The sequence below is a fragment of the Pseudomonas emilianonis genome, assembly GCF_023072625.1.
Lineage (GTDB): Bacteria > Pseudomonadota > Gammaproteobacteria > Pseudomonadales > Pseudomonadaceae > Aquipseudomonas > Aquipseudomonas paraveronii.
This window is the reverse complement of record NZ_JAKNRV010000165.1, coordinates 1-11,172: the sequence shown is the minus strand read 5'-3', so window position 1 is coordinate 11,172 and position 11,172 is coordinate 1. Positions and strand designations below refer to the sequence as shown.

At 61.1% G+C, this 11,172-nt stretch carries 11 protein-coding genes and 1 pseudogene; 6 read left to right on the top strand and 6 right to left on the bottom strand.

Annotated elements, in window-relative coordinates:
* The 4 genes and pseudogenes from L9Z73_RS17055 to L9Z73_RS17040 all read left to right on the top strand — a co-directional run.
* A pseudogene (locus L9Z73_RS17055) lies at positions 1-847 on the top strand (monovalent cation/H+ antiporter subunit D); the annotation flags it as partial.
* Positions 844-1,332, top strand: coding sequence for a Na+/H+ antiporter subunit E (locus tag L9Z73_RS17050; protein ID WP_247403194.1), 489 nt, complete (start codon positions 844-846; stop codon positions 1,330-1,332). The pseudogene L9Z73_RS17055 and the gene L9Z73_RS17050, both read left to right, overlap by 4 nt.
* Positions 1,329-1,607 carry a K+/H+ antiporter subunit F gene (locus L9Z73_RS17045; protein ID WP_005789171.1) on the top strand — a complete coding sequence of 93 codons (279 nt, stop codon included), beginning with the start codon at positions 1,329-1,331 and terminating at the stop codon, positions 1,605-1,607. Before L9Z73_RS17050 ends, L9Z73_RS17045 begins: the two co-directional genes overlap by 4 nt.
* Positions 1,604-1,942 carry a Na+/H+ antiporter subunit G gene (locus tag L9Z73_RS17040; RefSeq protein ID WP_247403191.1) on the top strand — a complete coding sequence of 113 codons (339 nt, stop codon included), beginning with the start codon at positions 1,604-1,606 and terminating at the stop codon, positions 1,940-1,942. Before L9Z73_RS17045 ends, L9Z73_RS17040 begins: the two co-directional genes overlap by 4 nt.
* A 67-nt stretch (positions 1,943-2,009) precedes the next feature.
* On the opposite strand, the gene L9Z73_RS17035 is transcribed toward L9Z73_RS17040, so the two are convergent.
* From L9Z73_RS17035 to L9Z73_RS17025, 3 genes are all read right to left on the bottom strand, one after another.
* On the bottom strand, positions 2,010-2,468 hold the full coding sequence (locus L9Z73_RS17035) for an HIT family protein (protein WP_247403196.1): 459 nt from the start codon (positions 2,466-2,468) through the stop codon (positions 2,010-2,012).
* A 228-nt stretch (positions 2,469-2,696) separates the two neighbouring features.
* Positions 2,697-4,085 (bottom strand): cysteine--tRNA ligase, encoded by a 1,389-nt coding sequence (gene cysS, locus L9Z73_RS17030; RefSeq protein ID WP_247403188.1) that lies wholly within the window; start codon positions 4,083-4,085, stop codon positions 2,697-2,699.
* Between the two features lie 14 nt (positions 4,086-4,099).
* Positions 4,100-5,797 carry a glutamine--tRNA ligase/YqeY domain fusion protein gene (locus L9Z73_RS17025; RefSeq protein ID WP_247403184.1) on the bottom strand — a complete coding sequence of 566 codons (1,698 nt, stop codon included), beginning with the start codon at positions 5,795-5,797 and terminating at the stop codon, positions 4,100-4,102.
* Positions 5,798-6,044: 247 nt separating this feature from the next.
* Here L9Z73_RS17025 and L9Z73_RS17020 point away from each other — a divergent pair, with 247 nt between their 5' ends.
* Both L9Z73_RS17020 and lpxH read left to right on the top strand, forming a co-directional pair.
* Entirely contained in the window at positions 6,045-6,548 is a 504-nt protein-coding gene (locus L9Z73_RS17020; protein ID WP_247403181.1) for a peptidylprolyl isomerase, read from the top strand.
* A complete protein-coding gene (gene lpxH, locus L9Z73_RS17015; protein WP_247403178.1) occupies positions 6,545-7,294 on the top strand; it encodes a UDP-2,3-diacylglucosamine diphosphatase in 750 nt (249 codons plus the stop codon). The genes L9Z73_RS17020 and lpxH overlap by 4 nt, the downstream gene beginning before the upstream one ends.
* A 162-nt stretch (positions 7,295-7,456) precedes the next feature.
* Here the strand turns inward: lpxH and L9Z73_RS17010 are convergent, their stop codons facing one another.
* The 3 genes from L9Z73_RS17010 to L9Z73_RS17000 form a co-directional block, all read right to left on the bottom strand.
* The gene (locus L9Z73_RS17010) at positions 7,457-8,986 is read right to left on the bottom strand and encodes a DHA2 family efflux MFS transporter permease subunit (protein ID WP_247403175.1); all 1,530 of its coding nucleotides are present in this window, start codon (positions 8,984-8,986) and stop codon (positions 7,457-7,459) included.
* Positions 8,986-10,182 (bottom strand): efflux RND transporter periplasmic adaptor subunit, encoded by a 1,197-nt coding sequence (locus tag L9Z73_RS17005; RefSeq protein WP_247403172.1) that lies wholly within the window; start codon positions 10,180-10,182, stop codon positions 8,986-8,988. The genes L9Z73_RS17010 and L9Z73_RS17005 overlap by 1 nt, the downstream gene beginning before the upstream one ends.
* A 15-nt stretch (positions 10,183-10,197) precedes the next feature.
* Positions 10,198-11,172: efflux transporter outer membrane subunit (locus tag L9Z73_RS17000; RefSeq protein ID WP_247403171.1), on the bottom strand; the 975-nt coding region annotated here is incomplete at its 5' end.

Below are 11,172 nucleotides of genomic sequence, written 5' to 3'. Positions count from 1 at the left end.
GTTCGGCGGCGACTGGCTGGTGTACGGCGGCATGGCGACCATCATCTGCGCGGCGCTGGCGATGCTGGCGGCGCAGCGCCTGGAGCGCATGGCCAGCTTGAGCATCCTGGTTTCGGCCGGCATCCTGCTGTCGTCGGTGGGTTTCGCCCAGCCCAGCCTGACAGCCGGGGCACTGTTCTATCTGGTCAGTTCCACACTGGCCTTGAGCGCGCTGTTCCTGCTGGCCGAATTGATCGAACGCTCGCGCTCGGCCAACGACCTGCCGCTGGACGAGGAGATCGACGCGCTGCCCAAAGCCATGGAATCCCTGCATCCACGCCCCGGCGTCAACCTCGATGACGAGCAGAAAGCCGTGGTCGGCCAGGTGATCCCCTGGACCATGGCATTCCTCGGCTTGAGCTTTGTCGCCTGTGCGCTGCTGATCATCGGCATGCCGCCGCTGTCGGGGTTTATCGGCAAGCTCAGCCTGTTGAGCGCGCTGGTCAATCCGCTGGGCTTGGGCCATGCGGTAGATGAGCCCATCCGCCCTGCCGCGTGGGGCCTGGTGACGTTGCTGATCCTGTCCGGCCTGGCCTCGCTGATCGCCTTCGCCCGCCTGGGCATCCAGCGCTTCTGGACCCCGGAAGAGCGCCCTTCACCGCTGCTGCGCCGTTATGAGTGCGTGCCGATCTTCTTCCTGCTCGGCCTGAGCATCCTGCTGACCTTCAAGGCCGAGCCGCTGATGCGCTACACCCTCGACACCGCCAAAAGCCTGAACAACCCGGAACAGTATGTGATGGCGGTCATGGCCACACGCCCGGTGCCCGGCCCTGAAGCCAAGACCGCCGCGCTGGAGGTGCAGCCATGAAGCGCCTGTTCCCGGCCCCGTGGTTGTCGCTGGCGTTGTGGGTGCTGTGGCTAGTGCTGAACCTGTCCGTGAGCCCTGGCAACCTGCTGCTGGGCGCGCTGTTGGGCGTCCTTGCTCCGCTGCTGATGGCGCCGCTGCGCCCGTTGCCGATTCGTATCCATCGTCCCGGAGTGATCATCCGCCTGTTCTTTCGGGTGGGGCGTGATGTGATCGTCTCCAACCTACAAGTAGCCTGGGGCGTGCTGGTGTGCGGCTCGCGGCCACCGCGCTCACGCTTTATCAAAATCCCCCTGGACCTGCGCGACGCCAACGGCCTGGCCGTGTTGTCGATGATCACCAGCGTGACCCCCGGCACCGTCTGGTCGGAACTCGCCCTGGACCGCAGCATCCTGCTGCTGCACGTCTTCGACCTGGACGATGAAGCGCAGTTTATCCAGCACTTCAAACACGACTACGAACGGCCCTTGATGGAGATCTTCGAATGAGCGCCCTGCTCTCCAATGCGATCCTGTTCAGCCTGTTCCTGTTCTCGCTGGCCATGGTGCTGACGCTGATCCGCCTGTTCAAAGGCCCATCGGCCCAGGACCGGGTCCTGGCACTGGACTATCTGTACATCCTGGCGATGCTGATGATGCTGGTGCTAGGCATTCGGTATGCCAGTGATACCTACTTCGAAGCGGCGCTGTTGATCGCGCTGTTTGGCTTTGTCGGGTCATTTGCCCTGGCCAAATTCCTGCTGCGTGGCGAGGTGATCGAATGATGCCGTTATGGATTGAAGTGTGCGTGGCCGTGTTGCTGGTGCTGAGCAGCGTGTTTGCACTGATTGGCGCAATCGGGTTGCTGCGCATGAAGGATTTCTTCCAGCGCATGCACCCGCCGGCATTGGCCTCGACGTTGGGCGCGTGGAGTGTGGCGTTGGCGTCGATCATCTATTTTTCGGTACTCAAGTCCGCGCCGGTGCTGCACGGCTGGCTGATTCCGATCTTGTTGTCGATCACGGTGCCGGTGACCACCCTGCTGCTGGCGCGCACGGCGTTGTTTCGTAAGCGCATGGCCGGGGATGACGTACCCGCCGAGGTCAGCAGCCGTCGCTGAGTGCTGAAGCGAACACGGTCAAAAAAATGTGGGAGGGGGCTTGCCCCCTCCCACATTTGGATCGACGCTAGGCGAAGGACCGGATGTGTGCCGCCAACTCCGCCAATTCGGCATCATCCACCCGCACAAAGTCGTGGGACGAGATATACCCCTCGTAGGCATCAAAGAACTTGTCGACCTTGGAACTGATGGGCTTGAAGCCACTGTCCTGCCCCGTCCCATGCATGGGAAACAGCTTCGCATGCAGATGATCCACCCCGTACCCTTCGAGGATCATCCCCGTGCGCGCCACATCGGGAAACGCCCGGTCGATCTGCAGCGCCGTTTTCTTCGCCGCCACAACCAGACCTGCCAGCACTTCATCCGACTGGGCGAAGGCGTAGCTTCCGTAGTGCTGCTTGGGGATCACCACGCTGAAGCCTGGGGTGTTGGGGAAAATAGACAGGAAGGCCATATGGTGTTCGTCTTCCCACAGAATATGGGCCGGGGAGGTTTTTCGGACAATGCTGCAGAAAATACAATCCATTTGAATCACCGTCAGTTTCATCATGGGCTTGGTCTGGTCGACCATCTAAAGCCAGGATTGGGCGGGCGTCAAAACAAATGGGCTTTTTCCAAAACGTCGCCGGTTTGATACGACTCGAAGCGTGTTCCGACAGCGTTGCGAAGACGGGCCCTTCGCGCCTGTTTCGCTTAACCCAAAATGAAAAACGCCCCGAACCAGTCGGGGCGTTTTTCATTCAGCGTTTACTGATCAAACCTGATCAGCCAACCGCCACGTCGTCCCACCCTTGCCGTCTTCCAACACCACACCCATCGCGGTCAGTTGGTCACGGATGCGGTCGGACTCCGCCCAGTCCTTGTTGGCCCGAGCGGCCAAACGCGCCTGGATCAGCACGTCCACTTCAGCCGCATCCACACGCCCTTCAGCGCCGGCTTGCAGGAAGTCTTCGGCTTGCATCTGCAACACGCCCAGCACGCTGGCCAGTTCTTTCAAGCGCGCAGCCAGACCGGCCGCTGCGTCGAGATCGCTCTCACGCAGGCGGTTGATCTCGCGCACCATCTCGAACAGCACCGCGCAGGCTTCCGGTGTGCCGAAGTCGTCGTTCATCACTTCGGTAAAGCGTGCCACGAACGCTTCGCCGCCGGCCGGGGCCACGCAGGGCAGGCCTTTCAACGCGTGGTAGAAACGCTCCAGGGCGCCTTTGGCGTCCTTGAGGTTGTCTTCCGAGTAGTTGATCGCGCTGCGATAGTGGCTCGACACCAACAGGTAACGCACCACTTCCGGATGGTACTTTTCCAGCACGTCGCGGATGGTGAAGAAGTTGTTCAAGGACTTGGACATCTTCTCGCCATTGATGCGGATCATGCCGCAGTGCATCCAGGCGTTGGCGTATGTCTTGCCGGTGGCGGCTTCGCTTTGGGCGATTTCGTTTTCGTGGTGCGGGAACTCGAGGTCGCTGCCGCCGCCATGAATGTCGAAGGTCTCGCCCAGGCAGCAGGTGGACATCACCGAGCATTCGATGTGCCAGCCCGGACGCCCGGCGCCCCATGGCGACTCCCAGCTCGGCTCGCCGGGCTTGGTGCCTTTCCACAGCACGAAGTCGAGCGGGTCTTGCTTGGCTTCGTCGACTTCGATACGCGCGCCGATGCGCAGGTCTTCGATTTTCTTGCGCGACAGCTTGCCGTAGCCCATGAACTTGGCGACGCGGTAGTACACGTCGCCATTGCCTGGGGCGTAGGCGTAGCCCTTGTCGATCAAGGTCTGGATCATCGCGTGCATGCCCGGGATATGGTCCGTGGCGCGCGGTTCCATGTCCGGCTTGAGGATGTTGAGGCGCGCCTCGTCCTCGTGCATGGCAGCGATCATGCGCGCGGTCAGCGCGTCGAACGACTCGCCGTTTTCATTGGCGCGGTTGATGATCTTGTCGTCGATGTCGGTGATGTTGCGCACATAGGTCAAGTCGTAGCCGCTGAAACGCAACCAGCGGGTCACCAGGTCAAAGGCGACCATGCTGCGGCCGTGGCCGATGTGGCAGTAGTCGTACACGGTCATGCCGCACACGTACATGCGCACCTTGTTGCCATCCAGCGGCTTGAAGACTTCTTTGCTCTTGCTGAGCGTGTTGTAGATCGTTAGCACGACGGTTCCTTAAATCACTGGCCCCACGAATCACGCAAGGTCACGGTACGGTTGAATACCGGGTGACCAGGTTTCGAGTCCTTGATATCCGCGCAGAAGTAACCTTCGCGCTCGAACTGGAAACGGTCTTCCGGCTGTGCATTGCCAAGGGATGGCTCGGCACGACAACCCGTGAGTACTTGCAGGGAGTTCGGATTGATGTTGTCGAGGAAGCTCGCGCTGTCTTCGGCTTTCTCAGGGTTCGGCGAACGGAACAGACGATCGTACAGACGCACTTCGCACTCGACGCTGGCAGCGGCCGGCACCCAGTGGACCACGCCTTTGACCTTGCGGCCTTCAGGGTTCTTGCCCAGGGTCTCTGGGTCATACGAGCAACGCAGTTCGACGATATTGCCCTCGGCGTCCTTGATCGCTTCGTCGGCGCGGATCACGTAGCTGCCGCGCAGGCGCACTTCGCCGGCAGGTTCCAGGCGCTTGTAGCCTTTTGGCGGCTCTTCCATGAAGTCGTCATGGTCGATATAGATTTCACGGGCAAATGGCAGTGCGCGCACGCCCATGTCTTCTTTCGGGTGGCGTGGCAGTTCGAGGTTCTCGACCTGGCCTTCCGGGTAGTTGGTGATCACGACTTTCAGCGGGCGCAGCACACACATGGCACGCGGGGCGCTGTGGTCGAGGTCGTCACGGATGCTGAATTCGAGCATGCCGAAGTCGACCACGCCGTCGGAACGGTTGGTGCCGACCATTTCGCAGAAGTTGCGGATGGATTTGGCCGTGTAGCCGCGACGACGGAAGCCCGACAGCGTCGACATGCGTGGGTCGTCCCAGCCGTTGACGTGCTTTTCATCCACCAGTTGCTTGAGCTTGCGCTTGCTGGTGATGGTGTAGTTCAGGTTCAGGCGGCTGAATTCGTACTGGCGCGGCTGTGCCGGAACCGGCAGGTGCTCCAGGAACCATTCGTACAGCGGACGGTGGCTTTCGAACTCCAGGGTGCAGATGGAGTGGGTGATGCCTTCGATGGCGTCCGACTGACCGTGGGTGAAGTCGTAGTTCGGGTAGATGCACCACTTGTCACCGGTCTGGTGGTGATGGGCATGGCGGATGCGGTACATGATCGGATCGCGCAGGTTCATGTTCGGCGAGGCCATGTCGATCTTGGCACGCAGTACACGGGCGCCGTCCGCGAACTCACCGGCGCGCATACGGGCGAACCAGTCCAGGTTCTCTTCCACGGAACGGTCGCGGAACGGGCTGTTCTTGCCCGGCTCGGTCAGCGTGCCACGGTATTCCTTGGCCTGTTCAGGGGTGAGGTCGTCGACGTAGGCCTTGCCGGCCTTGATCAGTAAGATGGCCCAGTCGAACAACTGGTCGAAATACTTGGACGCATAGCGCACTTCACCGGACCACTCGAAGCCCAGCCACTTGATGTCGCTTTCGATGGCGTCGATGTATTCCTGGTCTTCCTTGGCCGGGTTGGTGTCGTCGAAACGCAGGTGCGTGACGCCACCGAACTCCTGGGCCAGACCGAAGTTCACACAAATCGACTTGGCGTGACCGATGTGCAGGTAACCGTTGGGCTCTGGCGGGAAGCGGGTGACGATCTGCGTGTGCTTGCCCGAATCCAGGTCCGCCTGGATGATCGGGCGCAGGAAGTTGACCGTGGCGGCAGGGCCGGCCTTGGCGTTCGAGGTAGGGTCGACAGTGGGCTTGCTCATAATATCCTTGAACAGACGAGTACGTGGCCTTGGTCAGGCCAGATAAAACAAAGGGCTTATCATAGCCGAAGCGGTCAACCGCCTGACAGAGCGCGACCCAAAACTGCTGCTTTAATTGCCCGGGCGGTAAAAAACCACCTCGAAATTCCCGCAGGGCACGCTAAACTGCGCGTCTTGGCCAACGTTTAGCCAAACAGGTCAGGCGCACAGCGCCCGAACCCACGAATTCCCTGAAAGAGTAGTGAACATGACTCAAGTCAAACTGAGCACCAACCACGGTGACATCGTCATCGAACTGAACGCCGAGAAAGCGCCGATCACCGTCGCCAACTTCATTGAATACGTGAAAGCCGGCCATTACGAAAACACCGTTTTCCACCGTGTCATTGGCAACTTCATGGTCCAGGGCGGCGGTTTCGAGCCTGGCATGAAAGAAAAGAAAGACAAGCGCCCAAGCATCCAGAACGAAGCGGACAACGGCCTTTCCAACGACAAATACACCGTCGCCATGGCCCGTACCATGGAGCCGCATTCGGCCTCCGCGCAATTTTTCATCAACGTTGCCGACAACGGCTTCCTCAACCACAGCGGCAAGAACGTGCAGGGTTGGGGCTACGCGGTGTTCGGTAAAGTCACCGAAGGCACTGACGTCGTCGACAAGATCAAAGGTGTTGCCACCACCAGCAAAGCCGGCCACCAAGACGTACCAGCAGACGACGTGATCATCGAGAAAGCCGAGATCATTGAGTGATATTGCTGATTTCAGACTTACATCTGATCGATACGCGCCCGGACATTACCCGGGCGTTTCTGGATTTACTCCACGGCCGCGCCCGTGGAGCCCAAGCGTTGTACATTCTCGGGGACTTCTTTGAAGCCTGGATTGGCGACGATGGGATCACCCCTTTCCAGCGCTCGATTTGCGCGGCCCTGCGCGAGCTGAGCGACAGTGGCACGCCGATTTTCATCATGCATGGCAACCGTGACTTCCTGCTCGGCAAGGCGTTCTGCAAAGCCGCAGGCGCCACCTTGCTCAAGGACCCGAGCGTCGTGCAACTCGCCGGCGAGCCCGTGCTGCTGATGCATGGCGACAGCCTCTGCACCCGCGACGTCGGCTATATGAAGCTGCGGCGCATCCTGCGTAACCCGATTGTGCTGTTTATCCTGCGTCATCTGCCCCTGCGCACCCGCCACAAGCTGGCCCGCAAGCTGCGCAGCGAAAGCCGGGCGCAGACGCGGATGAAGGCCAACGACATCGTCGATGTCACCCCCGAGGAAGTGCCGCGGGTGATGCAGCAGTTCGGCGTGCGCACCTTGGTCCACGGCCATACGCACCGCCCCGCCATTCATAAGTTGCAGATTGGTGACCAGGCGGCCAAGCGCATTGTGCTGGGGGATTGGGACAAGCAAGGCTGGGCATTGCAGGTGGATGAGCAAGGGTTTCAGTTGGCGGCGTTTGACCTTGTGAACCCGCAACTGGCGCTTCCCGGCGCCTGACCAAATGTGGGAGGGGGCTTGCCCCCGATGGCGGTGTATCAGTCAGCCTGTTTGAAGCTGATACACCGCTATCGGGGGCAAGCCCCCTCCCACAGTTGATTGCATTCCAGTCTTGGCTGATTGCATTCCTGCCTTGGTTGATTGCATTCCAGCCCGGGCAGATCAGTGCCCTGATGCAGCCGGCCCTGCCTTCGCGGTGAACGGCGGCTTGGCCAGCCACACCAGCAGCATCAAGCCCATGAACATCCACCCCAGCAACGTGAAGTAATCCACGGTGGACATCATGTACGCCTGGCTGGTGAGGATCTGGTCCAACTGCGCATAAGCCTTGTGCCCTGCCCCACCGAGTGCTTCCAGTGCATTGCGGGTGGCCGCGTCGTAGGTGGTCATGTTCTCGCTCATGTACGCATGGTGCTGGTCCGCGCGGCGAATCCAGATCCAGGTGGTCAGCGAGGCCGCGAAGCTACCGCCCAGGGTCCGCAGGAAGGTCGCAAGACCTGCACCGTCGGCGATCTGGTGCGGCGGCAGGTCGGACATCAGGATGCTCAAGGTCGGCATGAAGAACAGCGCCACGCCGATGCCCATGAACAGCTGCACCAGGGCGATGTGCTGGAAGTCCACCTCATTGGTGAAGCTGGCGCGCATAAAGCAGCTCAAGCCAATCGCCAGGAACGCCAGGCCCGCCAGCAGGCGCAGGTCGAACCTGTGCGCGTACTTGCCGACAAACGGCGACATCAGCACCGGCAGAATACCGATCGGCGCCACTGCCAGGCCGGCCCAGGTTGCGGTGTAGCCCATCTGGGTTTGCAGCCACTGCGGCAGGATCAGGTTGATACCGAAGAAGCCCGCGTAACCGAGGACCAACACGATGGTGCCGATGCGAAAGTTGCGGTAGGCGAACAGCCGCAGGTTGACCACCGGGTGTTTGTCGGTCATTTCCCAGATGATGAACACCGCCAGGGCAATCACCGAAATCGCCGCCCCCACGATGATGAAGTTGGACTCGAACCAGTCCAGGTCGTTGCCCTTGTCGAGGATGATCTGCAACGCGCCGACCCCGACGATCAAGCTCAACAGCCCGACATAGTCCATCGGCTGGTAGCTGGTGACCACCGGGCGTTTCTTCAGTTGCGAACGCACCACCATCACCGCAAAGATGCCGATGGGCACGTTGATAAAGAAGATCCACGGCCAACTGTAGCTGTCGGTGATCCAGCCGCCGAGGATGGGACCGGCAATCGGCGCCACCACCGTGACCATCGCCAACAGCGCCAGGGCCATGCCGCGCCTCGCCGGCGGGTAGACCGCGATCAGCAGCGTCTGGGTCATCGGGTACAACGGCCCCGCCACCAAGCCTTGCAGCACCCGAAAGCCGATCAGCTCGGGCATCGAAGTGGAAATACCGCAAAGAAACGAGGCCAGCACGAACAGAATGGTGGCCCAGAGAAACAGCTTCACCTCGCCAAAGCGCCGGCTCAACCAACCGGTCAACGGCAAGGCAATGGCGTTGCTCACCGCGAACGAGGTGATCACCCAGGTGCCCTGCTCCGAACTCACGCCAAGGTTGCCGGAGATGGTCGGCAAAGCCACGTTGGCGATCGTGGTATCGAGCACCTGCATGAAGGTCGCCAGCGACAGGCCAATGGTGGCCATCAGCAAGCTGGGCGGCGAGAAGGACGCGTTATGGCTCATCAGCGTTGCGCAGCCTTGGGCGCGGCGATGCTGTTGTCATGGATCAACTGGGTGATCATGGCGTCAGCCTCGGCCAATTGGCGGTCATACACGTTGGTGGTGAACGAGGCCTTTTGCGGCGCCTGTTGCGCCAGTACCGGGCCGCTCTGGTCGTGCAGGTCGACGTTGACCATAGTGCTCAAGCCCACGCGCAGTGGGTTCTTGGCCAATTCTTCAGCATTGATATGGATGCGCACCGGCACCCGTTGCACGATCTTGATCCAGTTACCCGTGGCGTTCTGCGCAGGCAGCAAGGCAAACGCGCTGCCGGTACCGGCGCCGAGGCTGTCGATGGTGCCGCTGTACTTCACATCACTGCCGTAAATGTCAGCTTCGATGTCCACCGGCTGGCCGATGCGCATATTGCGCAGTTGGGTTTCCTTGAAGTTGGCGTCGATCCACAACTGGTCCAGCGGGATCACCGCCATCAATGCCGTGCCCGGCTGCACGCGCTGACCCAGTTGCACGGTGCGCTTGGCCACATAGCCGGTCACGGGGGCGATCAAGGTGCTGCGCGCATTGCCCAGGTAGGCCTGGCGCAGTTGCGCGGCGGCGGCTTGCACGTCCGGATGGGACGAGATCACCGTGTCATCCACCAGCGCGTTGCTGCTTTTGAGCTGTTGTTCAAGGTTGGTCAGGGCGTTCTTGGCCGCGGTCAGGCTGTCGCGGGCGTGGGACAGTTCCTCCTGGGAAATCGCCCCACCCTGGGCCAGGGTTTTACGCCGATTGAAGTTGTCCTGGGCGGTTTGCACATCCGCCTTCTGCGCATTGACCTGGGCTTTCATGCCATCGACGTTGCTGTACAAACCCCGCACCTGGCGCACGGTGCGGGCCAGGTTGGCCTGGGCACTTTGCAGGCCGACGGCGGCGTCGTTGGGGTCGAAGTTGATCAGCACCTGGCCTTCGTGGACCAGGTCGCCATCGTCGGCGCCGATGCTGACCACGGTGCCGGTGACCAGCGGGGTGATTTCCACCACGTTGCCGTTGACGTAGGCGTCGTCGGTGCTTTCATTGAAGCGGCCGTAGAGTTCATACCAACCCCAAACCCCGACGACGCTGAGGATGACGATCAGCGTCAGGCCGATCAGCATCACTTTGCGTTTGCGTGGGTTGTTATCGGGTTTTCCCGTTGCGGTGTTGCTTTCGGCAGTGGCCATGTCAGTTACCTCAAATTATTCCGTGCGTGTAGCTGGGGTGGTCGACGCCACGTTTGCGGCGCTGTAGCCGCCACCCAGGGCTTGCATCAGTTGGATCGACAGATCGATTTGCGCGGCATTCAGGGTCGCTAGCTGGCGCTGGGCTTGCAGCAATTGCTGCTCGATGCTGAGCACGTCCAAGTAGTTGCCGATCCCCGAGCTGTAACGCTGCATCGCGGTGTCGTAGGACTGCTGGGCAATGTCCGCGGCGTGTTGCTGGGCCTGGATCTGCCGACCGGTTTCGCGCAGTTGTGAAAGGGTGGTGCCAATATCGCCCAGGGCTTGCACCAGGGTTTTGTTGTACTGGGCCACGGCCAAGTCGTAGTCGGCATCACGCGCATCGAGGTTGGCGCGCAGGCGACCGCCGTCGAAGATCGGCAGCGAGATCGTCGGTGCAATGTTGAAGAAGCGGCTGGCCGAACCGAACATCGCGTCCCCCAGCAACGACTCGGCCCCGGCGCTCGCGCTCAGGTTGAGGTTGGGGTAGAAGTTGGCCTTGCCGGCGGCGATGTTCTTGCTCGCGGCCTCTACACGCCAACGGGCGGCGATCAGGTCCGGGCGGCGGCCCAGCAATTCGGCGGGCAGCACCGAAGGCACTGCGACGGCGCTGGGCTTGAGCACCGCCGGACGCGCCAGTTCGTTGCCGCGATCCGGGCCTTTGCCGAGCAACACCGCCAGGGTGATTTTGGCGCTCTGCAGTTGTTTTTCCGCATCGATCAGTTGCGACTGGGAGCTGGCTTCCAGGCTTTCGGTCTGTTGGAACTGGTACTGGCTGTCGATGCCTGAGTTGAGGCGGCGCTGGCTCAGGTTGAGCATTTGCCGGGTGCGTTTGAGGTCGTCATTGGCCAGGTCACGCACGATATGGGCCTGGCCCAGATCACTGTAGGCCTTGGCCACATCGGCCGCCAGGGTCAGGCGCGCGGCCTGTTGGTCGACTTCGGCGGCGCGGGC